Source organism: Micromonospora sp. NPDC051006, assembly GCF_044456245.1.
Taxonomy (GTDB): domain Bacteria; phylum Actinomycetota; class Actinomycetes; order Mycobacteriales; family Micromonosporaceae; genus Micromonospora.
The window spans coordinates 50,402-76,293 of sequence record NZ_JBITFP010000023.1 but is presented as its reverse complement, the minus strand read 5'-3'; the positions used below and the strand labels follow the sequence as shown (position 1 = coordinate 76,293).

At 72.6% G+C, this 25,892-nt stretch carries 20 protein-coding genes; 13 read left to right on the top strand and 7 right to left on the bottom strand.

Going from position 1 to position 25,892, the window contains the following annotated elements:
* Positions 1-34: 34 nt before the first annotated feature.
* On the top strand, positions 35-655 hold the full coding sequence (locus ACIBBA_RS27060) for a TMEM175 family protein (RefSeq protein WP_396700816.1): 621 nt from the start codon (positions 35-37) through the stop codon (positions 653-655).
* A 27-nt stretch (positions 656-682) separates the two neighbouring features.
* Here the strand turns inward: ACIBBA_RS27060 and ACIBBA_RS27055 are convergent, their stop codons facing one another.
* On the bottom strand, positions 683-2,275 hold the full coding sequence (locus ACIBBA_RS27055) for a phytoene desaturase family protein (RefSeq protein ID WP_396700738.1): 1,593 nt from the start codon (positions 2,273-2,275) through the stop codon (positions 683-685).
* Positions 2,276-2,461: 186 nt separating this feature from the next.
* Between ACIBBA_RS27055 and ACIBBA_RS27050 the strand changes: the two genes are divergently transcribed.
* Positions 2,462-3,625: an alkaline phosphatase PhoX gene (locus ACIBBA_RS27050; RefSeq protein ID WP_396700737.1), complete on the top strand. Its 1,164-nt coding sequence runs from the start codon at positions 2,462-2,464 to the stop codon at positions 3,623-3,625.
* Positions 3,626-3,756: 131 nt separating this feature from the next.
* Here ACIBBA_RS27050 and ACIBBA_RS27045 read toward each other — a convergent pair whose 3' ends face one another.
* Positions 3,757-4,587, bottom strand: coding sequence for a YhjD/YihY/BrkB family envelope integrity protein (locus ACIBBA_RS27045; protein ID WP_396700736.1), 831 nt, complete (start codon positions 4,585-4,587; stop codon positions 3,757-3,759).
* Between the two features lie 51 nt (positions 4,588-4,638).
* On the opposite strand from ACIBBA_RS27045, the gene ACIBBA_RS27040 reads away from it, so the two are divergent.
* The 8 genes from ACIBBA_RS27040 to ispG all read left to right on the top strand — a co-directional run bounded on the left by ACIBBA_RS27040 (position 4,639) and on the right by ispG (position 14,665).
* Entirely contained in the window at positions 4,639-5,184 is a 546-nt protein-coding gene (locus tag ACIBBA_RS27040) for a GNAT family N-acetyltransferase (protein WP_396700735.1), read from the top strand.
* Positions 5,185-5,713: 529 nt separating this feature from the next.
* Positions 5,714-9,688 carry a CARDB domain-containing protein gene (locus tag ACIBBA_RS27035; RefSeq protein WP_396700734.1) on the top strand — a complete coding sequence of 1,325 codons (3,975 nt, stop codon included), beginning with the start codon at positions 5,714-5,716 and terminating at the stop codon, positions 9,686-9,688.
* A 254-nt stretch (positions 9,689-9,942) separates the two neighbouring features.
* Entirely contained in the window at positions 9,943-10,434 is a 492-nt protein-coding gene (locus tag ACIBBA_RS27030; protein ID WP_396700733.1) for a YcxB family protein, read from the top strand.
* A 114-nt stretch (positions 10,435-10,548) separates the two neighbouring features.
* On the top strand, positions 10,549-10,788 hold the full coding sequence (locus tag ACIBBA_RS27025; protein WP_396700732.1) for a hypothetical protein: 240 nt from the start codon (positions 10,549-10,551) through the stop codon (positions 10,786-10,788).
* Positions 10,789-10,808: 20 nt separating this feature from the next.
* The gene (locus ACIBBA_RS27020) at positions 10,809-10,979 is read left to right on the top strand and encodes a hypothetical protein (RefSeq protein WP_396700731.1); all 171 of its coding nucleotides are present in this window, start codon (positions 10,809-10,811) and stop codon (positions 10,977-10,979) included.
* 43 nt (positions 10,980-11,022) lie between these two features.
* A complete protein-coding gene (gene dxr, locus ACIBBA_RS27015) occupies positions 11,023-12,234 on the top strand; it encodes a 1-deoxy-D-xylulose-5-phosphate reductoisomerase (protein WP_396700730.1) in 1,212 nt (403 codons plus the stop codon).
* On the top strand, positions 12,234-13,484 hold the full coding sequence (locus tag ACIBBA_RS27010; protein WP_396700729.1) for a M50 family metallopeptidase: 1,251 nt from the start codon (positions 12,234-12,236) through the stop codon (positions 13,482-13,484). The genes dxr and ACIBBA_RS27010 overlap by 1 nt, the downstream gene beginning before the upstream one ends.
* 8 nt (positions 13,485-13,492) lie before the next feature.
* Positions 13,493-14,665, top strand: a complete 1,173-nt coding sequence (ispG, locus tag ACIBBA_RS27005) for a flavodoxin-dependent (E)-4-hydroxy-3-methylbut-2-enyl-diphosphate synthase (RefSeq protein ID WP_396700728.1) — start codon at positions 13,493-13,495, stop codon at positions 14,663-14,665.
* Positions 14,666-14,735: 70 nt separating this feature from the next.
* On the opposite strand, the gene ACIBBA_RS27000 is transcribed toward ispG, so the two are convergent.
* On the bottom strand, positions 14,736-15,302 hold the full coding sequence (locus tag ACIBBA_RS27000; protein WP_396700727.1) for a PadR family transcriptional regulator: 567 nt from the start codon (positions 15,300-15,302) through the stop codon (positions 14,736-14,738).
* A 121-nt stretch (positions 15,303-15,423) separates the two neighbouring features.
* Between ACIBBA_RS27000 and ACIBBA_RS26995 the strand changes: the two genes are divergently transcribed.
* The 3 genes from ACIBBA_RS26995 to ACIBBA_RS26985 all read left to right on the top strand — a co-directional run bounded on the left by ACIBBA_RS26995 (position 15,424) and on the right by ACIBBA_RS26985 (position 21,251).
* Positions 15,424-16,656 carry an MFS transporter gene (locus ACIBBA_RS26995; RefSeq protein WP_396700726.1) on the top strand — a complete coding sequence of 411 codons (1,233 nt, stop codon included), beginning with the start codon at positions 15,424-15,426 and terminating at the stop codon, positions 16,654-16,656.
* A gap of 58 nt (positions 16,657-16,714) precedes the next feature.
* Positions 16,715-17,554, top strand: a complete 840-nt coding sequence (locus tag ACIBBA_RS26990; RefSeq protein WP_350869733.1) for a GNAT family N-acetyltransferase — start codon at positions 16,715-16,717, stop codon at positions 17,552-17,554.
* 202 nt (positions 17,555-17,756) lie between these two features.
* Complete coding sequence (locus ACIBBA_RS26985) at positions 17,757-21,251, top strand: ATP-binding cassette domain-containing protein (RefSeq protein WP_396700725.1); 3,495 nt, start codon at positions 17,757-17,759, stop codon at positions 21,249-21,251.
* A 314-nt stretch (positions 21,252-21,565) separates the two neighbouring features.
* On the opposite strand, the gene ACIBBA_RS26980 is transcribed toward ACIBBA_RS26985, so the two are convergent.
* The 4 genes from ACIBBA_RS26980 to ACIBBA_RS26965 all read right to left on the bottom strand — a co-directional run bounded on the left by ACIBBA_RS26980 (position 21,566) and on the right by ACIBBA_RS26965 (position 25,824).
* Positions 21,566-22,633 (bottom strand): NADH:flavin oxidoreductase/NADH oxidase, encoded by a 1,068-nt coding sequence (locus ACIBBA_RS26980; protein ID WP_396700724.1) that lies wholly within the window; start codon positions 22,631-22,633, stop codon positions 21,566-21,568.
* Positions 22,634-22,697: 64 nt separating this feature from the next.
* A complete protein-coding gene (locus tag ACIBBA_RS26975) occupies positions 22,698-24,002 on the bottom strand; it encodes a dicarboxylate/amino acid:cation symporter (protein ID WP_396700814.1) in 1,305 nt (434 codons plus the stop codon).
* Between the two features lie 201 nt (positions 24,003-24,203).
* Complete coding sequence (locus ACIBBA_RS26970; protein ID WP_396700723.1) at positions 24,204-24,866, bottom strand: DUF998 domain-containing protein; 663 nt, start codon at positions 24,864-24,866, stop codon at positions 24,204-24,206.
* Entirely contained in the window at positions 24,859-25,824 is a 966-nt protein-coding gene (locus ACIBBA_RS26965; protein ID WP_396700722.1) for a glutathione S-transferase family protein, read from the bottom strand. The genes ACIBBA_RS26970 and ACIBBA_RS26965 overlap by 8 nt, the downstream gene beginning before the upstream one ends.
* Positions 25,825-25,892: the final 68 nt, after the last annotated feature.

Sequence of the window (25,892 nt, the reverse complement as noted above, 5' to 3'; positions counted from 1 at the left end):
CGAGTCGAGGTACCGGTACGGGCGGGACCGGGAGTTGGCCCGGGACGCGTCCCGGGTCGAGGCGTTCAGCGACGCCGTCATCGCGATCGTGCTGACGCTGATGGCGGTCGACCTGCTCCAGATCGGCCCGGTACGCACCGACGGGACGGGGTTGCCCCGGGCGCTGCTGCACGAGTGGCCGGCCTACCTGGCGTACGTCATCACCTTCGCCATCGTCGGTCAGGTCTGGCTCACCCACCACAACATGTGGCGCTACGTGGTCCGGGTCGACCAGGTCCTGCTGGTGTTCAACCTGCTCCTGCTGCTCTTCGTGGCCGCCATCCCGTTCACCGCCGACCTGCTCGCGGACAACCTGCGCGGCAGCGTCCAGGAGCAGCGGCTGACCGCCGCGCTCTACGTCGGCGCGGTGCTCGGCGAGGCGCTCTTCTTCAACCTGAGCTGGTGGTGGGCCCGCCGCCGACGACTGCTGAACCCCGACCTGGATCCCCGGCTGGCCCGGGCGGTGGCGCGGCGCTTCCTGCTCGGACCGGCGCTCTACCTGGTCGCGTTCGCCTTCGTCTTCGTCGACCCGATTCTCAGCCTCGGCCTGTACCTGCTGCTGGTCGGCCTCTACCTGATCCGCGGCCCCGGCGACCTACCCTCCTCCGCCCGCTGACCGTCCCCGCCCCGCCCGAAGCGGGGGTTAGCTGGTCAGGTCGGTGAGGATGCGGCGGGCGGCGTTGTGGCCGGCCGCGCCGATCACGCTGCCGGCCGGGTGGCAGCCGGCGCTGCCGGCGTACACGCCGTCCACACCGGTGGCGTAGGGCATCCGGTCCGTGAACGAGACGGTGTTGTCCACGTGGTGGATGTGGCCGCCGGTGATGCCGAAGTGCGCCTCGATGCCCGGTGGCGGCAGCGGTACCGCGTCGGCGATGAGGTCGCCGGTGCCGGGCGCGTACCTCTCGCAGATCTCGATCAGCCGGTCGACGTAGCCGGGCAGCGCCGCGTCCCAGGTGGTGCCGGCCAGCTCGTAGGGGACCGACTGGACGAAGAGCGCCGACGAGTGGTGCGTGCCGTCGGAGAGCGACGGGTCGACGGTGGTGTGCAGGTACCACTCGATCGTCGGCTCGGCCGGCAGCCGCCCGGCCCGCACGTCCGCCCACATGGCGCGCAGCGCGGCCATCGGCGAGGTGTCGTCCCCGCCGACCAGAGACGCCGACCCGGGCAGCAGGTGGATGGTCGAGCCGAACGGGCTCGGCGCGTCCGCCGGCAGGCAGGAGAAGCGGGGCAGACCGGTCAGCGCCAGGTTGAGCTTCAGGGTGCTGCCGGTGCGGCGGACCGCCGTCATCCGCTCGCCGAGCGGCGCCGGGAGCGCGCCGTCGGGCAGCAGGCCCATCAACCGGTACGGGTCGCAGGCGCCGAGGACCACCCGGGCGGCCACCTCCCGGCCGTCGGCGAGCACCACACCACTCGCCGCGCCACCGTCCAGCGTGATCGCCTGCACCGGCGCGCCGGTCAGGATCCGGGCCCCGGCGGCCTGGGCGGCCTCGGCGAAGGTACGGGAGACCGTACCCATGCCGCCCTCGGCGATCATCCAGGTGCCGCCCGAACCGGGCAGCCGGCACATGTTGTGCACCAGGAAGTTGTGCCCGGTGCCCGGGTCGTCCGGGCCGGCGTTCAAGCCGGAGAGCCCGTCGGTGACCGCGTACATGCTGACCAGCAGCTCGGAGCGGAAGTCGAAGCGGGCCAGGTAGTCGGCGACGGAGCCGCGGACCAGGTCGACGAAGACCTGCCGCAGCGCCGGTCGGACGTAGCGTTCGGCGGTCTCCTCCACCGGCAGCGGCTCGGCCAGCCAGGCCGGCGCCAGGTCCTCGCGCAGCGCCGCCAGCTCGGCCTGGAGCGCGTCGTCGGCGGCCACGTCGGCGGGGGAGAAGAACTCGGCGAGCTGCGCCCGGGTGGCCGCGGTGTCACTGCCGAAGAGCAGGTAGGGCGAGCCGAGCTTGCCCGGGGTGGGCAGGAAGTAGTGCGGGTCGCGGCGCAGCACCGGGATCCGCACGTCGAGCGTGGCGAGCAGCTCCGGCGGCATCAGCCCCAGCAGGTACGAGCCGGTGGAGTGGCGCAGCCCGGGCACCTTCGGGAACGGGTTCTCGGTACGGGTCGCGCCGCCGATGACGTCGGCGGCCTCCAGCACCAGCACGTCCAGACCGGCCCGGGCCAGCAGGACGGCGGAGACCAGGCCGTTGTGCCCGGCGCCGACGACCACCACGTCGGCGCGCGCGGGAAGCTCACTGCTCATGCCGCCGCAGCCTACCCGCCCAGCGGCGGTGATCATGAACTTGCCGGCGGGAATGGAGATCGGACCTGCCGCACGCCTCGTGATCTACCGGAGCCGTCATTCCGCGTTCATCGGATAGCGGGTTTCGTCGATGCCTTCCCGGCCCTAGCGTCGACGGGGCATCGATTCTCGTCCGGGAGGTCTCCGATGGATCGTCGTACCGTCCTGCGCTCCGCCGTCGCCGGCGCCGCCGCCTTCTCCGGCAGCCTCTGGGCCAGCGCGGCGCTCGCCGCCCCCGCCCAGCCCGGCCCCGGCCCGTACGGCGAACTGCTCGCCGCCGACGGCAATGGCCTGCAACTGCCCGCCGGGTTCACCAGCCGGGTGATCGCCCGCTCCGGCCAGCGCGTCGCCGGCACCTCGTACCTCTGGCACTGGGCTCCCGACGGCGGGGCCTGCTTCCCCGCCGGCAACGGGTGGATCTACGTCTCCAACTCGGAGATACCGCTGGTCGGCGGCGCGTCGGCGGTGCGCTTCAACGCCGATGGCACGATCGCCGCGGCCTACCGGATCCTCGGCGGCACCAACGTCAACTGCGCCGGCGGCGCCACCCCGTGGGGTACCTGGCTCTCCTGCGAGGAGGTGCCGCTCGGGCGGGTCTTCGAGACCTGGCCGGACGGCAGTCGAGCGGGCGAGGAGCGGACCCGGATGGGGCGGTTCACCCACGAGGCCGCCGCCTGCGACCCGGACCGACGGGTGGTCTACCTGACCGAGGACGAGGACGACGGCTGCTTCTACCGGTTCGTTCCGGACAGTTGGGGCGACCTGCGCAACGGGCGGGTGCAGGTGCTCTGCGCACCGGCCGACCAGGTGGCCGGCCCGGTGACCTGGCGGGACATCCCGGACCGGGACGGCTTCCCGATCCCCACCCGGCACCAGGTGGGTGCGGCGAAGCACTTCGACGGCGGCGAGGGGTGCTGGTACGACCGGGGGACCTGCTGGTTCACCACCAAGGGCGACAACCGGGTCTGGGCGTACGACGCGGTCAACCAGCGCATCGACCTGGCGTACGACGACTCGTTGGTGCCGGCCGGCACCGCGCCGCTGACCGGGGTGGACAACATCACCGGCACCGCCGGCGGCGACCTCTACGTGGCCGAGGACGGCGGCAACATGGAGATCAACGTGATCACCCCGGCCGGCGTGGTCAGCCCGTTCCTGCGCATCCTCGGCCAGTCCTCCTCGGAGATCACCGGCCCGGCGTTCTCCCCGGACGGCACCCGGCTCTACTTCTCCTCCCAGCGCGGCACCAGTGGCGCCTCCACCGGCAGCGGCGGCCTCACCTACGAGGTGACCGGCCCCTTCCGCCGCTGACCCCACCCAGGTCCCCCGCCTGCCTCCCGCTGGCCCCCTGTTGATCAAGAGGTTCGCGTCATCGGAGCGGCGGTTCCTGACGCGGATCTCTTGATCAACGCGGGTGGGTGCGGGTCGGTGCGGGTCGGGGGTCAGTGGGGGCGGCGGGTGCGCCAGGCGGAGAGGGCGAGGGTGGCGGAGTAGCCGGCCAGCACGATCACGTGGAACACGTAGAGCCAGAGCAGCACCGCGACGCCGGCGCCGATCTCCTCGAATCCGCCGAACGGCACGCCCAGGTCGATCGGGAGCGAGGCGAAGAGCACGAACCCGTGCAGGAAGCCGGAGAGGTTCGCCGCGGTGAACGAGCCGACGCCCAGCGTGGAGAGCCAGTCCGGCGAGGCCGGGCCGACCACCCGGAACACCCAGAGCAGCACCGGGGTGAGCACCAGCCACACTCCCAGGAACGACAGCACCACGCCCAGCGCGCCGACCCAGCCGCCCCGGCGGACCAGGTCGGTGTTGGTCGGCAACGCCACCAGGATCGACAGCAGCAGGGCCGGCGCCGGGGCGAGCAGCGGCAGCAGCAGCAACCGGCCCCGCCAGCCGACCCAGGACTCGCCGGTGTGCGACGCGGCGACCGAGACGAACGCCCGCCGCAGCCCCTCGCCGTAGAGCGAGGCCGGCAGCAGCGAGGCCAGCGCCAGCGCCGGGGTCAGGCCCACCCCGGCGTCGACCAGCGCGGCCACCGCGTGCGGCGCGCCGATCGCGTCCGGCAGAGTCCGCACGGCGTACGACGTGAGCCGTCGGACCCGGTCCGCCCCGGCGACCAGTGCCGTCGACCAGATCGCCAGCAGTGCGACGGGCACCACGGCGATCGCCCCGTAGAACGTGATGGCGGCGGCGTGCAGGGAGAGGTCGCGGCCGCGTACCGGGCGGAAGGCGGCACTGGCGATCCGCTTCGTCCACTGCCACGAGGTGCCCATCGGAGCTTCATTCCCCGCCCGGCACCCGGGCACTCATTAAGATCGCCGGCCATGACCGTCCTGCGCACCGAGCGGCTCGTCCTGCGGGACTGGACCGACGCCCCGACCGACCTGGCCCGGCTCTACGACATCTACTCGCGTACCGAGATCACCCGCTGGCTGGCCGCCTCGGGCCTGCCGCTGACCGACCCGGCCCAGGCCGCCGAACGAGTGCGGATCTGGCGGGACCGGCACGCCGACCACGGCGGCCGGTACGGCACCTGGGCGATCGAGGTGCGGGAGAGCGGTGTCGTCGCCGGCACCCTGATCCTCAAGCCGCTGCCCGGCGCGGACGGCGAGACACCGACCGAGAACATCGAGATCGGCTGGCACCTGCACCCCGACTCGTGGGGGCACGGCTACGCCACCGAGGCGGCCCGGGCGGTGCTGGCCCGGGAGTTCGCCGCCGGCGCGCCGGAGGTCTACGCGGTCATCTCCCCGGGCAACGAGCCGTCGATGGCGGTCTGCCGGCGCCTCGGCATGACCCACCTCGGCCGGCGTACCGAGTGGTACGGCGGGGAGGAGTTGGAGACCTTCGCGGTGGCCGCCCCGAGCTGACCGTCCGCTCCCCTCGAGCACCCCTGGCCCGCGTCGCGGCGGGCCGCGCCCGCCCGTGGCCCGCTGACGGCGAACGCCGAGCGGCGGGTGCCCATGCCGTCGTCGCGACCAGGTCGCCGCCGGGCGCTGGGCGCTGGGCGCAAATAGTGATTGTGGTCGAAGTGTTGACGCCCTCGTAGCACGTCAGTAACCTTTGGTCAACGTCACGCAAGATCTAGACAAAGACGTGTCTTGTTCGTTGCAAGCGTCTGAAAAATCGAGTGGGCCGCCTCTTTGGCGGCCTTTCTCCCCATGTCCCGGAGAGGCCCGGTGATCGTCTCCGTCCCTCGGCACTGGTCGTAGCTCCACTGGTTCCGCCCCGGTCGAAACGGCGCCCGCAGGCCGCGTACCGACCGCCACCACCCCCGCCTTCTCGCCCCCGACACCGGCCCGGCACGCCTCCGCGCCCCGGCCGGTGCCGCGATGCCGCACACCCCCACCGCGGTCGAGAGCATTCCGCGGTCCCGTCCCCCAACGACAGAGGACAGTGATGAGACGAACGAACCTGTTCAGGATGGTGGCGGCGACAGTCGCGGCCACGCTGATCGCCACCGCAGGGTCGGCGGCCGTCGCGAACGCGGCGCCCGACGCGGACCCGGCCGGCACCACGGCCGCGAAGAGCACGAGCGACTTCGTGGCGGCGGCCACCAATCTCGCCGCGGGACGCCCGACCCAGGAGAGCGGCCACGCCGACGTCTACGACTCGTCCAAGGTCGTCGACGGCAACGCGGGCAGCTACTGGGAGAGCACCAACAACTCGTTCCCCGAGTGGGTGCAGGTCGACCTCGGCTCCTCGCAGGCCGTCAACCAGGTCGTGCTGAAGCTGCCGACCGCCGGGTGGGCGACCCGTACGCAGACCCTGAGCGTGCAGGGCAGCGCCACCGGGTCGTCGTTCAGCGACCTGGTCGGATCGCAGACCTACACCTTCAACCCGGCCAGCAACAGCACGGTCACCATCACCTTCAACCAGACCGCCACCCGCTACGTGCGGATCAACTTCACCGCCAACAGTGGCTGGCCGGCGGGCCAGCTCTCCGAGCTCGAGGTCTACGGCAGCGGCGGCGGTGGCCCGGACACGACCGCGCCGAGCGTGCCGGGAAACCTCTCGTACACCCAGTCGGGCACCACGATCACCCTGAACTGGGTCGCGTCGACCGACAACCCGGGCGGCAGCGGCATCGCCGGCTACGACATCTACCGCAACGGCACGTTCCTGCAGTCCATCGGGAACCTGACCACGTTCAACGACACCCAGCCGGCGACCGCGACGGTTTCGTACTTCGTGCGAGCGCGCGACGTGGCGGGCAACCTCTCCGGCAACAGCAACACGGTGACCCGTACCGGCAGCGGCGACACCACCGCGCCGAGCGTCCCGGGGACGCTGTCGCACAGCACCTCGGGCAGCACGATCACGCTCAACTGGGGTGCCTCCACCGACACCGGCGGTAGCGGCCTGGCCGGCTACAACGTCTACCGCGGCGGCAGCCTGATCGCGACCCTGGGCACCGTCCTCACGTACCAGGACACCCAGCCGTCGACGGCGACCGTGTCCTACTACGTCCGCGCCCGCGACGGCGCGGGCAACCTCTCCGGCAACAGCAACACCGTCACCCGGACCGGCACCCAGCCCCCCGGCTGCACGAACGTGGCGCAGGGCAAGACCATGACGGCGACCGGCTCCACCTTCACCTTCACCCCGGAGAAGGCGAACGACGGGCAGCTCACGACCTACTGGGAGGGGGCGCCGAGCTACCCGCAGAACCTGACCGTCGCGCTCGGTGCGAACCACTCCATCACGGCCGTCAACGTCAAGCTGAACCCGGACCCGGCCTGGGGCACCCGCACGCAGAACATCCAGATTCTCGGCCGCGACCAGGCCTCGTCCACGTACACCAACCTGGTTTCCGCGGCCAACTACCAGTTCGTCCAGGGCAACAACGTGGTGAGCATCCCGGTCACCGCGACCACGGCCGACGTGCAGCTGCGGTTCACCGCCAACACGGGCGCGCCGTCGGGCCAGGTGGCCGAGCTCGAGGTGTGCGGCACCCCGGCGCCCAACCCCGACCTGGTGATCAGCTCGACGACGTGGTCGCCCGCGTCGCCCAGCGAGGTCACCCCGGTCACCCTCTCGGTCGTGGTCCAGAACGTGGGGTCGGCAGCCGCCGGCGCCACCACGGTGAACTTCAGCCTGGCCGGCGCGGTCGTCGGTAGCGCCGCGGTGGGCGCGCTCGCCGCCGGTGCCTCGACCACCGTGTCGTTCAACGCCGGGACCCGGCCGATGGGCAGCTACAGCGTCTCGGCGGTGGTCGACCCGACCAACACGATCGTCGAGCAGAACAACGGCAACAACAGCTTCACCGCGCCCGCTCCGCTGGTCATCGCCCAGGCCCCGGGCCCCGACCTGCAGGTCCTCGGCATCACCTCCAACCCGCCGAACCCGGCCGTCGGGGCGTCCGTCACGTTCACCGTGGCGGTACGCAACCGCGGCACCACCGGGACCGGCGCGACCACGGTCACCCGGCTGACGGTGGGCGGCACCACGCTCAACACCAACACCGCCTCGATCGCCGCCGGCGCGACGGTCAACGTGGCTGTCGCCGGGAGCTGGACCGCGACCAGCGGCGGGGCCACCATCACCGCCACCGCCGACGCGACGAACAGCGTCGCCGAGACCAACGAGACCAACAACACGTTCACCCAGTCGATCGTGGTCGGGCGGGGTGCGGCGGTGCCGTACGTCTCCTACGAGGCGGAGGCCGCCCGCTACCAGGGCGCGTTGCTGGAGACCGACCCGCTGCGCACCTTCGGTCACACCAACTTCGCCACCGAGTCGTCGGGCCGCAAGTCGGTACGGCTCAACAGCACCGGGCAGTTCGTCGAGTTCACCTCGGCCAACCAGGCCAACTCGATCGTGGTGCGCAACTCCATCCCGGATGCGCCGGGTGGCGGCGGCATCGAGGCGAGCATCAGCCTCTACATCAACGACGTCTTCTCCCGGAAGCTGACGTTGTCGTCGCGGCACAGCTGGCTCTACGGCAACACCGACGGGCCGGAGGCGCTCACCAACACGCCGCAGGCCGACGCCCGCCGGCTCTTCGACGAGTCGAACGCGCTGCTGGCGCAGTCGTACCCGGCCGGCACCCGGTTCAAGTTGCAACGCGACGCGGGTGACAACGCGGCGTTCTACATCATCGACATGATCGACCTGGAGCAGGTGGCGCCGGCGGCCAGCCAGCCGGCCGGGTGCACCTCGATCACCGCGTACGGCGCGGTCCCGAACGACGGGCTCGACGACACCGCCGCGATCCAGCGGGCGGTCACCGACGACCAGAACGGGGTCATCGGCTGCGTCTGGATCCCGGCCGGGCAGTGGCGGCAGGAGCAGAAGATCCTGACCGATGACCCGCTGAACCGGGGTACGCACAACCAGGTCGGCATCAGCAACGTCACGATCCGGGGCGCCGGAATGTGGCACTCCCAGCTCTACACGTTGACCGAACCGCAGAACGTGGTGGGCGGCATCAACCACCCGCACGAGGGCAACTTCGGCTTCGACATCGACAAGAACACCCAGATCTCCGACATCGCCATCTTCGGCTCCGGCCGGATCCGTGGCGGTGACGGCAACGCCGAGGGTGGCGTGGGTCTGAACGGTCGCTTCGGCACCGGCACCCGGATCAGCAACGTCTGGATCGAGCACGCCAACGTGGGTGTGTGGGTCGGGCGCGACTACGACAACATCCCCGACCTGTGGGGGCCGGCCGACGGTCTGGACTTCAGCGGCATGCGGATCCGCAACACGTACGCCGACGGCATCAACTTCAGCAACGGCACGCGCAACTCGCGGGTGTTCAACTCGTCGTTCCGCACCACCGGTGACGACGCGCTCGCCGTCTGGGCCAACCCGTACGTGAAGGACCGCAACGTCGACATCGCGCACGACAACCACTTCGTCAACAACACCATCCAGTTGCCCTGGCGGGCGAACGGCATCGCCATCTACGGCGGCTACGACAACTCGATTGAAAACAACCTGATCTACGACACGGCGAACTACCCGGGCATCATGCTGGCGACCGACCACGACCCGCTGCCGTTCTCCGGTACGACGCTGATCGCCAACAACGGGCTCTACCGCACCGGCGGCGCCTTCTGGAACGAGGACCAGGAGTTCGGTGCCATCACCCTCTTCCCGGCCACCCGGGACATCGTCGGGGTCACCATCCGCGACACCGACATCATCGACTCCACGTTCGACGGCATCCAGTTCAAGAACGGCGGCGGCAACATGCCGAACGTCGCCATCACGAACGTGCGGATCGACAAGTCCAACAACGGAGCCGGCATCCTCGCGATGAGCGGCGCACGCGGTAACGCCAACCTGACGAACGTGACAATCACGAACTCGGCCGACGGCAACATCGTCATCCAGCCGGGCTCGCAGTTCGTCATCAACGGCGGTTAGTCCCGCGCGACCCGCCACGGCGGGAATGCGCGTGAGCGTTCGACGCACGACCGACCAGCCATGTGACGTGCTCCTGCCGCCGGGGAGCACGCTCACATGGCTGGTCGCGTTCACCGGGTCGGCGGGACCGCACCGCCCGGACGACCTCGGGCCGGCGCCTGCGCGGCCACCGGGGCGTCAGTTCGCCGGCTGGCGCCGACGACGACCCCGGGCGGGACAGCGGCGGCGGTGGGGCGGTCGTATCCTCTGCGGCCGTGATGATCAGTTTCGAGACGCAGCCGGACCGGCGGCTGCTGACGGACGCGCTGCGCCGCACGATGCGCCGGAGCCTGCGCCTCTTCACGCTCTGCGGCTTCATCCTGCTGCTGCCCGCGGCGGTCGCCCTGCTCGGCGACGACCCGGTGCTGGCGGTGGGCTGGCTGGTGGGAGCGGTCGTCTTCTGGATCCTGCCGGCGCTGGTGGTGCGCGGCGCGGTCCAGGCGAGTTGGAAGACGTACGGACTGCCGATCGCCTGGCAGTTCTCCGACGAGGGGGTGCGGATGGACTCGGCGCTGATGGAGAGCCTGATCCGGTGGGCGGCGCTGGAGTCGGTCGAGCCGGTCCCCGGTCAGTTGCTCCTCAAGATCAACCGGCAGCAGGTCGTCCCGGTGGCGATCGGCGCGCTGGCCGTGGCCGACCGCGACGCGCTCGCCGACCTCCTGCGTGCCCGGAACCTGCTCCCCGGCGGGGCGCGACTCACCGCCTGACGGGCGCGCCCGGCCGATCGGCTCCCGGGCCACGCCGTCGGCGGCGGTGAGCGCCTCGGCCAGGCCGACCTCGGCGGGCCGCCCACGGCGAGGGCCGCGGGGGATGAGCAGTTCATGCAGGCCGGGCAGTGTGTCCGCAACGTCGGTGACGCGGACACCATGGTGTACGAGATCGCCACCTGCGGCCCCGAAACTCGGCGGGTCCTGGCCCGCATCGAGCAGGCGGTCACCGATGAGGCGCAGGCCGGCGCGCTGTGCGCGGCCCAAGCGCTCGGCTTCACCGATTACCACTACTCGAACTGGGCGAAGCGCTCCGGCTACCTCGACATCGTGTTCTGCCTCGGCCCCGCCTGACCGCCACCAGGTCCCCGGGGGTGGATCGGGCGACGGCCGCACCGTGTACCGGCCGGTGGCCGCCCGTCGCGGCCGGCGGCACCTTCGAGATGCGGCAGCCCTTCACGTTCGCCATCGACCCGGCCGACCTGCTCCACGAGGAAGCCGCCGAGCGGGACGAAGCTCCGGCGCAGGTCGACGGCGAGAATTGAGGCTCCCAGCGGACGCACAGCGGCGCTGGGGAAGAATGGCCGGGTGACTTCCGCGCGAGATCTCGTCCTGCTCGGTTCCACCGGGTCGGTCGGCACCCAGGCCATCGACATCGTCCGGCGCAACCGGGAGCGGTTCCGGGTGGTGGCGCTCGGTGCCGGCGGCGGCAACGTCGAGCTGCTCGCCGCCCAGGCGCTCGAGCTGGGGGTGGAGGCGGTCGGGGTCGCGAAGGCGTCCGCCGCCCAGGATCTCCAGCTGGCGTTCTACACCGAGGCGAGCCGGCGTGGCTGGGCCACCGGGGACTTCAAGCTTCCGAAGATCATCGCCGGGCCGGACGCGATGATTGAGCTGGCCCAGTGGCCGTGCGACGTCGTGCTCAACGGGGTGGTCGGCTCGCTCGGGCTGGCGCCGACCCTGGCCGCGCTGCGCGCCGGGCGTACCCTCGCGCTGGCCAACAAGGAGTCGCTGGTGGCCGGCGGCTCGCTGGTCAGGGCCGCGATGACCCGGGCGGGGCAGATCGTGCCGGTGGACTCCGAGCACTCGGCGCTGGCCCAGTGCCTGCGCGGCGGGACGCGCGGCGAGGTGCGCCGGTTGATCGTCACCGCCAGCGGCGGCCCGTTCCGGGGCAAGCGGCGCGACGAGTTGACGCAGGTCACGCCCGAGCAGGCGCTCGCACACCCGACCTGGAACATGGGGCCGGTCGTCACGATCAACTCAGCCACCATGGTCAACAAGGCGCTCGAGGTGATCGAGGCACACGAGCTGTTCGACGTGGCGTATGCCGACATCACCGTGATGGTGCACCCCCAGTCGGTGATCCACTCGATGGTCGAGTTCGCCGACGGCTCCACCCTCGCCCAGGCCAGCCCGCCGGACATGCGGCTGCCGATCGCGCTCGGCATCGGCTGGCCGGACCGGGTGCCCGACGCCGCCGCGGCGGTCGACTGGACGGCCGCGCACACCTGGGAGTTCGCCCCGCTCGACGACGAGGCGTTTCCGGCGGTGGCGCTGGCCAAGGCCGCCGGCCAGGCGGGACGCTGCCGCCCGGCCATCTACAACGCCGCCAACGAGGAGTGCGTGGCCGCGTTCGTGGCCGGCCGGCTGCCCTTCCTCGGCATCGTGGACACCTTGGCGAGGGTGCTGGAGGACGCTCCGGACTTCGACGAACCAGGTACCGTCGGGGACGTGCTCGCGGCCGAGTCGTGGGCGCGCGCGCACGCGCAGGAGATCATCGCCGGGTCGGCGGAAGGAGCTTGATGTCATACCTGCTCGGGGTGGTGCTCTTCGCCCTCGCGATCCTCATCTCGGTGAGCCTGCACGAGGCGGGGCACCTGCTCACCGCCAAGGCGTTCGGGATGAAGGTCACGAAGTACTTCGTCGGTTTCGGACCCACCCTCTGGTCCTTCCGCCGGGGTGAGACCGAGTACGGCGTCAAGGGCATCCCGCTCGGCGGCTTCTGCAAGATCGTCGGAATGACCCCGCAGGACGACGACGTGGACCCGGCGGACGAGCCGCGGGCCATGTGGCGCTACCCGGTGTGGAAGCGGACGATCGTGATGTCCGCGGGCTCGATCACCCACTTCGCGCTGGCGCTGGTGACGCTCTGGATCCTGGCCGTCTCTGCCGGTCTGCCCAACCCGAAGTTCCCGACCACCGAGGCGGAGGTCCGCCAGGAGCCCGCGGTCATCATGCTCAGCGACTGCGTGGTCCCGGAGAACACCGCCCGCGCCTGCGCGCCGGGCGACCCGGCCAGCCCGGCCGCCCAGGGGCAGCTGCGCGACGGCGACCGGGTCACCTCGCTCAACGGCACCCCGATCAACAACTACGGCGAGCTGCTCACCGCGCTGCGCGGGCTCCAGCCGGGCACCAGCGCGACCATCGGCTACGTCCGCGACGGTCAGCCGGGCGAGACCCGCACCACGCTCGCCCAGACCCAGCGCCCGCCCCTGAACGACCCGAAGGGCGCCCTGACCCCGGTCGCCGCGCTCGGCGTCGGGCTCATTCCCAGCACCCCCACCCGGATTACGTACGGGCCGGTCGGGGCGTTCGGCGCGACCGCCGACTTCACCGGTGAGATGGCGGTGGGCACCTACCACGCGCTGCTGCGGATCCCGTCGAAGGTGCCGGCGCTCTGGACCGCCCTCACCGGCGGCGAGCGGGACGTCGACACCCCGATCAGCGTGGTCGGCGCCAGCCGGCTCGGCGGCGAGGCGGTCGAGAACAACGCCTGGCTGGTCTTCTTCATGCTCTTCGTCTCGCTGAACTTCTTCATCGGCGTGTTCAACCTGCTGCCGCTGCTGCCGGTCGACGGTGGGCACATCGCCATCGCCTGGTTCGAACGGGCCCGCTCCTGGGTCTACGCCCGGGTCGGTCGCCGCGACCCGGGCCGCGTCGACTACCTCAAGCTCATGCCGTTCACGTACGTGGTGATCCTGATCGGTGGCGCGTTCACGCTGCTGACCATCGCCGCGGACGTCGTCAATCCGATCACGCTCTTCTCAAGGTGAGTGTTGAAGTGACCGCTGTCAGTCTCGGTATCCCTGCCGTCCCGCCGCCGCCGCTCGCTCCCCGGCGGGCCAGCCGTCAGATCATGGTCGGCTCGGTCCCGGTCGGTGGCGGCGCGCCGGTGTCGGTGCAGTCGATGACCACCACCCTCACCTCCGACGTCAACGCCACGTTGCAGCAGATCGCCGAGCTGACCGCCAGCGGCTGCCAGATCGTCCGGGTCGCGGTGCCGTCCCAGGACGACGTCGAGGCGCTGCCCGCGATCGCAAAGAAGTCGCAGCTCCCGGTGATCGCCGACATCCACTTCCAGCCGAAGTACGTCTTCGCCGCGATCGACGCCGGCTGCGCCGCCGTGCGGGTGAACCCCGGCAACATCCGGCAGTTCGACGACAAGGTCAAGGAGATCGCCAAGGCCGCCGGCGACGCCGGGGTCCCGATCCGGATCGGCGTCAACGCCGGCTCCCTCGACAAGCGGCTGCTCAGCAAGTACGGCAAGGCCACCGCCGAGGCGCTGGTCGAGTCGGCGCTCTGGGAGTGCTCGCTCTTCGAGGAGCACGGCTTCCGGGACATCAAGATCTCGGTGAAGCACAACGACCCGGTGGTGATGATCCGCGCCTACCGGCAGCTCGCCGAGCAGTGCGACTACCCGCTGCACCTGGGCGTCACCGAGGCCGGCCCCGCCTTCCAGGGCACCATCAAGTCGGCGGTCGCGTTCGGCGCCCTGCTGGCCGAGGGGATCGGCGACACCATCCGGGTCTCGCTCTCCGCCCCGCCGGTGGAGGAGATCAAGGTCGGCAACCAGATCCTGGAGTCCCTCGGCCTGCGCGAGCGGGGTCTGGAGATCGTCTCCTGCCCGTCCTGCGGGCGGGCCCAGGTGGACGTCTACAAGCTCGCCGAGGAGGTCACCGCCGGCCTGGAGGGCCTGCCGGTGCCGTTGCGGGTCGCGGTCATGGGCTGTGTCGTCAACGGCCCGGGCGAGGCCCGGGAGGCCGACCTCGGTGTCGCCTCCGGCAACGGCAAGGGCCAGATCTTCGTCAAGGGGCAGGTCGTTAAGACCGTCCCGGAGGCGCAGATCGTGGAGACGCTGATCGAGGAGGCGCTGCGGATCGCCGACGAGATGGGCGCCGAGCTCCCCGAGGAGCTGCGCGGCATGATCACCGGGCCCACCGTCACCGTGCACTGAGCCATCCGCCCCCTGGGCGTGCGAAAGGGTGGTCATTCCCGCGGGAATGACCACCCTTTCCGTACCCGGTTCACTCGGATTCGGCGAGGATCGCGTAGAGCTTGCGCCGGGTCTCGTCGAGCACCTGGGCGGCCCGCTCCCGCTGGTCGTCGGTGCCGGTCATCATCACCTGCCGCAGCGCCTGCATCGCCTGCATCCCGGCGTCGCGGATGTCGTGCCAGCTGTTCACCGTGTCCTGGGCGAACTCCGCCCACGGCGGGGTCTGCGCCGCCTCGGTCGCCTCGTCGCGACCGGCGTCGGTCACGGTGAACCGCTTGCGTCCGCCTCCGGACTCCTCGGCCGGGGCGATGACGCCCTCGTCCTCGAGCAGCTGCAGGGTCGGGTAGATCGAACCGGGGCTGGGCCGCCAGGCTCCGCCGGTACGCGAGTCGATCTCCTGGATCATCTCGTAGCCGTGCATCGGCCGCTCGATGAGCAGCGCCAGCACGGCGCCCCGGACGTTGGGTCGGCGACCCCGGCCGCGTCCGCGACCCCGGCCGCCGCCACCGTGCCCGTACGGGCCGGGCGGGAAGCCGAAACCGAATCCGCCGTGCATCCGGGCCTCGTGCATCGCGTGGTGCTGTCGATGGAACCGCATGGTCCCGTCTCCTTCCGTCGTATCACTGATGCATCAACGATATATCGGCAACGTGTCGGCGACAAGTCTTCGGAAGAGAGTGGTTTACAAACCGTACGTACGTCTTGCTAGGCTGTCGGTCGTGCGCCTGCTCCCCGCGCCGGGCCCGGCCCGGATCCTCACCCTCGGCACCCTGGTCAAGACCGTCGGCCGGGGCCTCTGGCTCGTCGCCAGCGCGCTCTTCCTCACCCGGTCGGTCGGGCTCTCCGCCGCCGAGGTCGGTGCCGGACTGACCGTCTCGGCGTTGGTCGGCGTGCTGGCCAGCGCCCCCACCGGCTACCTCGCCGACCGGGTCGGCCCGCGGGGCACCCAGATCGGCGCGCTGGTCGCCGCGGGCATGCTGACCGCCGGTCTGGTCGCCGTCCGGTCGTTTCCGGCGTTCCTGCTGGTCGGCGCGGCGACCGCGCTCGCCGACGCCGCCGACCGGGGCGCCCGGGGCGCGCTGATCGCGGGCGCAATCCCCGCCGACCAGCGCGTACGCACCCGGGCCTACCTGCGCGCCACCACGAACGTCGGGATCTCGGTCGGCGCCGTGCTCGCCGGGTTCGCCATCGCCGCCGACACCCGCGCCGCGTACGTCGCGCTGGTGCTGACCGCCGCGACGGCGTCCCTGGCCGCGGCGGCCGTGCTCACCCGACTGCCGGTCGTCCCGCCCGTCGCCGCGCCGGCGCACGGCCCCCGGCTCGTCGCCCTGCGGGATCGCCCGTTCCTGGCCTTCACCGTGCTCGACGGCCTGATGTCGATGCACTTCGGCCTGCTCAACATCGCCCTGCCGCTGTGGATCGCCGGGCACACCCGCGCACCGGCCTGGGCCATCTCCGGGGTGATGCTGGTGAACACCGTGATGGTGGTCCTCTTCCAGGTCCGCGCCGCGCGGGGCACGGAGAACGTGACCGGGGCGGCCCGCGCGTCCCGCCGCGCCGGGGTCGCCATCGCGGCGGCCTGCGTGCTCTTCGCGGTCAGCGGCGGGCTGCCCACCGTCGCCGCCGTCGGCCTGCTCGGCTGCGGGGCGCTGGTGCACGTGATCGGCGAGCTGTGGCACTCCGCCGCCGGCTGGGGGATCTCCTTCGGGCTGGCCCCCGAGGAGGCCCAGGGGCAGTACCAGGGGGCGTACAGCATGGGGTACGAACTGGGCAAGATGCTCGCACCGGTGGTGGTGACCAGCCTGGCGATCGGCTGGGGCGTACCGGGCTGGTTGCTCCTCGGCGGGCTCTTCCTGCTGCTCGGCGCACTGATGCCCCCGGTGGTGCGGTGGGCCGCCCGCAGTCGCCTCGCCCAGCGGCAGGAGCGCCAGGAGCGGGCGGTGCCGGTGTGACGGCTGGGCTCGGCACTCCCCCGGCGAGGCGGGGGCCCGATCTGGCAGGCTGGTAAGCGTGCTGACGGTGCCGGTACGGCAACTCGGGGAATCGGAGCGCCGCGCGGTCGAGCGGCTGCTCGACCTCGACCCGTTCGCGGGCGCGCAGGTCGCCGAGCGGGTCGCCGCGCGCGGGCTCTCCTGGTGGCGGGCCGAGGGACGGATCCTCGGCTACGGCGCACGGCGCAACCTCGAGTCGATCTGCTGGCTCGGCGGCAACCTGACCCCGGTCCTGGCCACCGAGCCGGCCGTCGCCGCCTTCGCCGACCTGCTCGCCGGCGAGGAGCGGCTCTGCTCCTCGATCGTCGGCCGGGCCGACGCCGTGCTCGGGCTCTGGGACCAGCTCTCCGACGTCTGGGGACCGGCCCGGGACGTACGCCCGAACCAGCCGCTGCTGGCCACCGAGGCGCTGCCCGCGGTCACCGCCGACCCGGAGGTGCGGCGGGTACGCCCCGGCGAGATCGACCGGCTCTTCCCGGCCGCGGTGGCGATGTACACCGAGGAGGTCGGGGTCTCGCCGCTGGCCGAGGATGGCGGGCGCAGCTACCGGCGGCGGGTGAGCGAGCTGGTCCGGGCCGGTCGGGCGTACGCCCGGTTCGTCGACGGCCGGGTCGTCTTCAAGGCCGAGCTCGCGGTGGTGACCCGGCGGACGGCCCAGGTTCAGGGGGTCTGGGTGGCCCCGGACTGGCGGGGCCGGGGGATCGCCACGGCGGCGATGGCGGCGGTGGTGCGCGACGCGCTGCTCCGGGTCGCGCCGTCGGTCAGCCTCTACGTCAACGATTTCAACCAGCCCGCACGCCGGGTCTACGAGCGCTGCGGGTTCCGCCCGGTCGGCACCCTCGCCACCGTGCTCTTCTGACGGTTCCCGTCCAGCGGGCTGGCCGATCGGGGACGCGCAGAGGCGCCGCTCGGCATCCTCCGGCGGGTGATTCGAACGTGTTCCGGGCTGGCCGATGCGGGCTTCGAGGGGCCCGCTGGCTGGTAAATGCGTTGAGCGGCGCCGGCCGAACGACCAGGCTGGAGGCACCGCCCCCAGCCGACCCGAGTCCGGAGGACTTTCCATGCGCCTGCTCCGCGACCTCTGGGCCACCGCACCACGCCGGATGGCGGTCGTCCTGCTGCTCGTCGTGCTCGGCGCCGCCGGCCAGGCGGCCGCGTCCGCGCTGGCCGGGCCGGTGCTGGTGCACCGGTCGATGGGCTGGTTCACCGTGCTGGCGGTGGCGCTGGTCGCCGCGGTGCTCGCCGACCTCGCCATCGGATTGCTGATGGCCGGCCTGACCGCCGACTGGTCCGCCGACGTGCGTCGCCGGCTGTGCCGGGTCGCGCTCGGGCAGGACCTGCCCACCCTGGAGACCACCCCGGTCGGCGAGCTGCTCGACCGGATCGACAACGACGTCTACCAGGTCGCCGCCGAGCTGCGGAACACCGGCGTCCGGCTCGTCCAGGGGCTGGCCGTGTGCGTGCTCGCCACGGCGAGCGCGCTGGTGGTGTGGTGGCCGGCCGGCATCGGGATGATCGTGCTGACCGGGCTGCTCGCCGTGGTCCTGCGCCGTCCCACCACGCGGATCGCGCCCGCCCGGATGGCCGAGGAGGAGGCCTGGTCCGACCTCGCCGCGGTCATGGAGGAGGCGGTGCACGGCCAGGACGACGTCCGCACCAGCCTGGCCCGGCCGTACGTGCTGCGCCTCTACGCCCGGCGGGCCGCCGAGGTGATCGCCCGGGGTGGTCGGGTTTTCCGGATGTCCGCCCAGGTCACCGCCGTCGCCGCCGGCGGCATCCGGGCCGGGATCGCCGCCGTGGTGCTCGGCGGCGCGTGGGCGCTGGCCAGCGGCCGGATCGACGCCGCCCGGCTGACCGCGATCTGGCTGCTCGCCATCGCCTTCGGCGCGACCGTCGAGCACCTGGCCCGCTGGGTGCCGCACCTGCAGTACGCGCTCGGCGCCTGGGCCCGGGTGCAACTGCTCTCCGACTCGCCGCAGGAGCCCGCCGGCGGGGCCGAGCCGGTCGACGGCGACCTCACCGTGCGGGGGCTCACCTTCCGCTACTCCGCCGACGACGACCGTGGCCCGGCGCTGCGCGACGTCCGGCTGACGTTCGCCCGCGGCCGGTCGTACGCCCTTGTCGGCCGTACCGGGTCGGGCAAGTCGACGCTGGCCAAGGTGCTCACCCGGGCGGTCGAGGTGCCCCGGGGCACGGTCTTCCTCGGCGACACCGACCTGGTCGACCTCGACGTCGAGGAGCTGCGCCGGTGGATCGCGGTGGTGCCGCAACGCACCGAGATCCTGGCCGGCACGCTGGCCGAGAACGTCGCGCTCTTCGACCCCGACCTGCTCGACGACGCCACCCGGGCGCTTGAGGAGCTGGGGCTGGCCGGGTGGATCGCCGAACTCCCCGACGGCGTACGGACCCGGCTGGGCGAGGGCGGGCACGTGCTCTCCGCCGGGCAGGAGCAGCTGGTGGCGTTCGCCCGGATCCTGGTCCGCGATCCGCACGTGGTGATCCTCGACGAGGCCACCGCCCGGCTGGACCCGGTCACCGAGGCGCGGGTCCGGCAGGCCACCGAGCGGCTGCTCACCGACCGGATCGGCATCGTGATCGCCCACCGGCTCTCGTCGGTGCGCCGCTGCGACGAGGTGGTGGTGCTGGCCGACGGCGCGGTGCTGGAGGCCGGGCCGCTGCGCGAGTCGACCCGCTTCGCCGAGCTGCTGGCCACCAGCCACGCGAGCGCGTATGCCGGGGCGGGCGCGGGGCACGGCCGGGTTGACCTGCTGCCCGCGCCGGGTGCGGAGTGGGACCTCGCGGAACCCACCGAGGCGGCGTCGGTGCAGGTCGAGCGGCCGGTCGCCGTACCGAAGACTGATCCGCCGCCGGTGCCCGCGACGCCGCCCGCCCGGACGCTGCGGGAGATCCTCCGGCTCGGGGTCAATGACCCCCGCTACGGCCTGGTCTCCGTAACCCTCTTCGTCGTCATGACGCTGCTCGGCCTGGACGGCTCGGTGCTGCCCTGGCTCTGGGCCGACGTGGTCGACGGCGGCAGCCCGTGGCTACCGGCGATCGGCATCGTCGCCGCGCTGCTCGTCGTCCTGCCGCTGCCCTACCTGACCAACCTGTGGTTCCCGCAGTGGTGGATCCGGCAGATGCTGCGGATCAGCCAGCGACTGGTGCACGGCCAGACCGGTGCCCGCCGGGTCAGCGCGCACACCCCGGCCGAGGTGGTCGCCCAGAGCGGCGACACGGAGCGGGTGGTGCAGCTCGCCGACAACCTGATGGACCAGTTCATCTCGCTGGCGATCGTGGCCACCATGACCCTGGTGACCGGCAGCGTCGTACCGGGGCTCTTCTTCCTCGGCACGATGGTGGTCTCCGGGTTGGCGGCGACCCTGTTCGGGCCGCGGTTGGAGCGCACCGCCCGGGGCACGGTGAAGGCCCGGGCCGCGTTCGCCACCGCGCTGGTCTCCTCGCTCTCCGCCGCCCGTACGGTGAAGCTCGCCGGCGCCACCCGCCCGGTGCTGCACCACCTCGCGGCGCTGGACACGGTCCGCAGCGACCGGCAGCGCCGGGAGATCTCCATGCAGGTCTGGGCCCGGTCGACCCCGTCGGTGGTCAGCGGGCTGCTGCCGATCGGCGCGTGGGCGCTCTACCTCGGCGGCGGGCTCACCTCCGGCGCCGTGCTGGTGGCGGTCTCCACCCTCGGGGCGGCCCGCTGGTTCGCCTGGACCACGGCCGCGCTGGTCTCGCACTACCCGTCCGCCCGGGTCTGGACCCGCCGGACGGTGGCGATGACCGGCGTCGCCACCTACTCGGCGGCCGTGCCGGGGGTGGACCTGGCGGCCGGGACCGCGCCCGCCCCGGTGCCGCCGCCACGGCACCCGCTGCGCCGGTTGGAGCTGACCGGCTTCGGCGCGCTGCACTCGGACGGGAAGCTCGCCGTGCGCGACGTCGACCTCACCGTCGAACGGGGACAGCTGGTCCTCGTCGTCGGGCCGGTCGGCTCCGGCAAGTCGTCGCTGCTGCGCGCCCTGGCCGGGATCGTGCACCACACCGGGCGGCTGAGTTGGAACGGCGAGCCGGTCACCGAGCCGGAGCTGTTCCTACGCCCGAACCAGGTCGGGTACGTGGGTCAGCTGCCCCGGGTGCTCTCCGGCACGGTGGCCGACAACATCGCCCTCGGCCACCAGGTCGACGCGGTGGAGGCGGTCTCGACCGCCCAACTGGAGCACGACCTGGCGGCGGCCGGCGGCGGGCTCGGGTTGCTGATCGGGCACAAGGGCACCCGGCTCTCCGGCGGTCAGTTGCAGCGGCTGGCGTTGGCCCGCGCGTTGGCGCCGCGCACCGAGCTGCTGGTCGCCGACGACGTGTCGTCCGCGCTGGACGTCACCACCGAGCTGGAGCTCTGGGCGGCACTGCGCGCGCACGGGGTGACGGTGGTCGGCTCGACCTCCAAGCGCGCCGCGCTGGTCCGCGCCGACCACGTGGTGGTGCTGCTCGCCGGCACGGTCGCCGCTCAGGGCCCGTGGCGGGAGCTGGAGCAGCGCTGGGGCCATCTGGCCGGCTGATCGGGCTTCGCGCGGCGGTTAAGTTCGCGTGGCGTGGCGGTCTGGCGCGGGCGGCTTGGCGCGGGCGGCTTGGCGCGGGCGGCAGGGCGCGGGGTGGCAGGGCTCGATGGGTGCTGTCGGTCGCGGGGGGTGCGGGTGTCGCCGCTTCCGGGGTACTCCCTCGCGCCCTTTGCTCTGCTTCAGCGACGGAAACACCCGCCGTCCGGATAGCGGACGGCGGGTGTTTCCTCGGCTGATGCAGAGCAAAGGAGGTGGAACGGGGGCCGGCGCGGGCCGCCGGGGGCGACGGACGGCCACCGGTCGGGACGGTCGGATCAGGTGGCGCGGAGGTACTGGCTCGGCCAGCTGGGGGTGGCGCCGAGCTTGGCGGCCGCGCGGTGCGGCCAGTACGGGTCGCGCAGCAACTCCCGGCCGAGCAGCACCAGGTCCGCCTCGCCGTCGGCGACGATCGCCTCGGCGTGCTCCGGCTCCACGATCAGCCCGACCGCGCCGGTCGGCACGCCGGCCTCCCGACGGATCCGGCCGGCCGCCGGCACCTGGTAGCCGGGGCCCAGCGGGATCCGCTGGGCCGTGCTGACGCCGCCGGACGAGGTGTCCACCAGGTCCACCCCGGCCCCGGCCAGCTCGCCGGCGAGCACCACGCTGTCGTCCACCGTCCAGCCGCCCTCGACCCAGTCGGTGGCGGAGATCCGGGTGAGTACCGGAATCTCCTCGCCGACCGTCGCACGGACCGCCCGGGCGACCTCGAGGGTGAGACGCATCCGTCCGGCCCGGTCACCGCCGAATTCGTCGGTGCGGTGATTGCTCAGCGGGGAGAGGAACTCGTGCAGCAGGTAGCCGTGCGCCGCGTGGATCTCCACGGCGGCGAAGCCGGCCTCGACCGCCCGACCGGCGGCGGCCGCGAACGCGTCGACCACCCGTGCGATGCCGGCCGTGTCGAGGGCCGTCGGCGTCCGGTAGTCGGGCGCGAACGGCTCGGACCCGGGGCCGACCGGCGCCCAGCCGCCCTCGGCGTCCGGCACCCCACCCCGGCTCTCGGCCCACGGCCGGTACGTCGAGGCCTTGAACCCGGCGTGCGCGAGCTGCACCGCGGGCACCGCCCCGTGCGCGGCGAGGAAGGCGGTCACCGGGCGCCAGGCGTCGACGTGCGCGCCGGACCAGATCCCGGTGTCCTGCGGGCTGATCCGCCCCTCGGGCAGTACCGCGGTCGCCTCGGTGAGGACCAGGCCGGCGCCGCCCACCGCCCGGGCACCCAGGTGCACCAGGTGCCAGTCGGTGGGCAATCCGTCCGGGCCGGCGGTGTACTGGCACATCGGCGCCACGGCGATCCGGTTGGGCAGGGTCACCGCGCGCAGGGCCAGCGGCGAGAACAGGACGCTCATCTCGTCATCCTCTCGGTACGGAAGGAGGACCCCTCGACGAGGGGTCCTCCTCCGGTCATCGGGTTCAGGCCGGTACCGGGCTCAGCCCGTCCTGCCGGGTGGGGGCGGGGGCGTCCGCGGACTCCGGCTCGACCAGCCCGCGCCGGCCCGCCGTGTCGTAGGCGGTCCGGTCGAGGGTGCCCTCGCGAGCCGCGACGACGGTCGGCACCAGCGCCTGGCCGGCCACGTTGGTGGCGGTGCGGATCATGTCCAGGATCGGGTCGATGGCCAGCAGCAGACCGGCGCCGGCCAGCGGCAGGCCCAGCGTGCTGAGGGTCAGGGTGAGCATCACGATCGCGCCGGTCAGGCCGGCGGTGGCCGCCGAGCCGACCACCGAGACGAAGGCGATCAGCAGGTAGTCGGTGACGCCGAGGTGGACGCCGAAGACCTGGGCCACGAAGATCGCGGCGAGCGCCGGGTAGATCGCGGCGCAGCCGTCCATCTTCGTGGTCGCGCCGAAGGGGACCGCGAACGAGGCGTACTCGCGGGGCACGCCGAGCCGCTCGACGGCGCGCTGGGTCACCGGCATGGTGCCCACCGAGGAGCGGGAGACGAAGGCCAGCTCGATGGCGGGCCAGGCGCCGGCGTAGAAGCGCACCGGGTTGAGCCGGCCGGCGGCCACCAGCACCAGCGGGTAGACCACCAGCAGCACGATCGCGCAGCCGAGGTAGACCGCGGTGGTGAACTTGGCGAGCGGGGCGAGCAGGTCCCAGCCGTAGGAGGCGACCGCGTTGCCGATCAGGCCCAGGGTGCCGATCGGGGCGAGCCGGATCACCCACCAGAGCGCCTTCTGGACGATCTCCAGCACGGAGCGGTTCAGCGCCACGAACGGCTCGGCCTTCTCGCCGACCAGCAGCGCGGCGGCGCCGACGACCAGCGCCAGGAAGACGATCTGGAGCACGTTGCCCTCGACGAAGGCGCCGACCGGGTTGGTCGGCACGATGCCGGTGAGGAAGTCCGTCCAGGAGCCGGTCTTCTTCGGCGCGGTGGCACCGGCGAGGTCCAGGGTGACGCCCCGGCCGGGGTTGGTGAGCAGGCCCAGGCCGATGCCGACGCCCACCGCGATCAGGGCGGTGATGCCGAACCAGAGCAGCGTCTTGAGCGCCAGCCGGGCGGCGTTGGCCACCCCGCGCAGGCTGACCACGCTGACCACGATCGCGGTGAAGACCAGCGGCGGCACGGCCAGCTTCAGCAGCTGGACGAAGAGGTGGCCGACGGTGTCGAGGGTGCTGGTCAGCCAGGCCAGGTCGTTGGCGCGGGCCAGGAAGCCCAGCGCCACGCCGAGGACGAGGCCGAGCAGGATCTGTACGGAAAAGGGGATCTTGCGCAGGGCGGAAGCCACGATGATGCGTCCAAGGGTCTGGTGGGGTCAGGGCAGCGTCAGGAGAGCGGCTGCGCCGGACAGACGCCGCTGGCCTGCAGTCGGAGATCGACGTACAGGCGCACGGTCAGGCACCAGATGTTGGTCATCGCCGGCAGACGATACGCCGGAGGAAGGCCCGCAGGGAAGGAGCGGTATCCGTGACGATCCTTACAGCCTGACGTCGTCGGTCGATGTCCACCGACCGGTGAGGCCGACCGTGGCGGCGGCGGCCAGCCCCCAGAGGACCGCGATCGCGAGCACGAGCCGTTCCAGCACACCGACCAGGGCTCCCCGGCCGACCAGCAGCATCGCCAGCCCCACCGCGGCGCAGAGCGGCAACGCCACCGCCGCGGCGATCGCGGAGAACCGCCGCAGCCGCCCACCGGCGCGGCCGGAGAGCGCGATCGCGACCATCGCGAAGATCACCGCCGCGGTGGCCGCGATGCTCGCCCCGCCGTGCACCAGGTCGGCCACGGTGGCGCGTTCGAACGGCGGCAGCGGGCAGCCGGCCGTGCAGGTCACCGCGCCGGAGAGCGCCGTGCCCAGACCGGCGGCGGCGAGCAGCGCCGCCGCCGCCCGCAGCGCCGGCAGCAGCGCCGCGGCGAGCAGCAGCAGCCCGGCGGCCAGCGCGTAGACCCCGATCCGGTACATCGGCGCGTGGCCGCTGCCGGCGATGCCGGCCTCGCTGACGTACCCGGTCAGGCCCGGTCCGGGACCGGCGAGCACGGCGAGGGTCACCGCGCCCGCGCCGGCGAGGGTGCAGCCGGCGGACGCCGACGCGGCCGCCGCGCGGGGGGTGATGAGCGGCTCGGGCCGGCCCTGCTCAGCCACGCCCGTGCGGCGTGGTCCAGCCGGAGAGGTCGGGGCCGAGCGGCACGACGCCGGTCGGGTTGATCTCCTTGTGGGTGCCGTAGTAGTGCCGCTTGATGTGGTCGAAGTCGACCGTCTCCCCGAAGCCGGGCGTCTGGAACAGGTCCCGGGCGTACGCCCAGAGCACCGGCATCTCGGTGAGCTTCTGCCGGTTGCACTTGAAATGCCCGTGGTAGGCGATGTCGAAGCGGACCAGCGTGGTGAAGAGCCGCACGTCCGCCTCGGTGATCGCGTCGCCCATCAGGTAGCGCTGCCCGGCCAGTCGCTCGGAGAGCACGTCCAGCCGGGCGAAGAGGGCCCGGTACGCCTCGTCGTACGCCTCCTGGGAGGTGGCGAAGCCGCACCGGTAGACGCCGTTGTTGACGTCCCGGTGGATCTCCGCCATCAGCGCGTCCAACTCCGGACGTAGCTCGACCGGGTAGAGGTCCGGCGCGTCAGGGGCGTGGAATCGCCGCCACTCGGTGGAGAGGTCGAGGGTGAGCTGCGGATAGTCGTTGGTGACCACCCGCCCCGTCCGGGTGTCGACCAACGCCGGCACGGTCACCCGGCCGCTGTAGTCCGGGTCGGTGGCCAGGTAGGCCTCGGAGAGGAACCCGATGCCGAGCACCGGGTCGAAGCCGTCCTGGTCGAGGGTGAACCGCCAGCCCCGTTCGTCCCGGATCGGGTCGACGGTGCCCAGCGAGAGGACGTCCTCCAGGCCGAGCAGGCTGCGGACGATCCGGGCCCGGTGCGCCCACGGGCACGCCCGGCACCAGATCAGCCGGTAGCGGCCCGCCTCCAGCGGCCAACGACCCTGCTCGTCCGGCCCGCCGCCGGGCGGGGACGTCGAGTGCGGGGTGACCCGGTCGGTGAACCGGTTCGGCTGGCGGACGAACGCGCCGCCACCGCTGGTCTCTGCGCTGAACTGGGCCTGAGCCATGCCGTCAACCTATCGGCTCCGGAGGGCCGATATCCTGGCGGTCGGGCGTCCCTCGCGACCCGACGGGC

What these genes read in the sequence shown, in the direction of transcription:
- ACIBBA_RS27055 (WP_396700738.1), bottom strand. Translation starts at nt 2,275, where the DNA reads ATGAGCAGTGAGCTTCCCGCGCGCGCCGACGTGGTGGTCGTCGGCGCC.
- ACIBBA_RS27050 (WP_396700737.1), top strand. Translation starts at nt 2,462, where the DNA reads ATGGATCGTCGTACCGTCCTGCGCTCCGCCGTCGCCGGCGCCGCCGCC.
- ACIBBA_RS27045 (WP_396700736.1), bottom strand. Translation starts at nt 4,587, where the DNA reads ATGGGCACCTCGTGGCAGTGGACGAAGCGGATCGCCAGTGCCGCCTTC.
- ACIBBA_RS27040 (WP_396700735.1), top strand. Translation starts at nt 4,639, where the DNA reads ATGACCGTCCTGCGCACCGAGCGGCTCGTCCTGCGGGACTGGACCGAC.
- ACIBBA_RS27035 (WP_396700734.1), top strand. Translation starts at nt 5,714, where the DNA reads ATGAGACGAACGAACCTGTTCAGGATGGTGGCGGCGACAGTCGCGGCC.
- ACIBBA_RS27025 (WP_396700732.1), top strand. Translation starts at nt 10,549, where the DNA reads ATGCAGGCCGGGCAGTGTGTCCGCAACGTCGGTGACGCGGACACCATG.
- ACIBBA_RS27010 (WP_396700729.1), top strand. Translation starts at nt 12,234, where the DNA reads ATGTCATACCTGCTCGGGGTGGTGCTCTTCGCCCTCGCGATCCTCATC.
- ACIBBA_RS27000 (WP_396700727.1), bottom strand. Translation starts at nt 15,302, where the DNA reads ATGCGGTTCCATCGACAGCACCACGCGATGCACGAGGCCCGGATGCAC.
- ACIBBA_RS26985 (WP_396700725.1), top strand. Translation starts at nt 17,757, where the DNA reads ATGCGCCTGCTCCGCGACCTCTGGGCCACCGCACCACGCCGGATGGCG.
- ACIBBA_RS26980 (WP_396700724.1), bottom strand. Translation starts at nt 22,633, where the DNA reads ATGAGCGTCCTGTTCTCGCCGCTGGCCCTGCGCGCGGTGACCCTGCCC.
- ACIBBA_RS26965 (WP_396700722.1), bottom strand. Translation starts at nt 25,824, where the DNA reads ATGGCTCAGGCCCAGTTCAGCGCAGAGACCAGCGGTGGCGGCGCGTTC.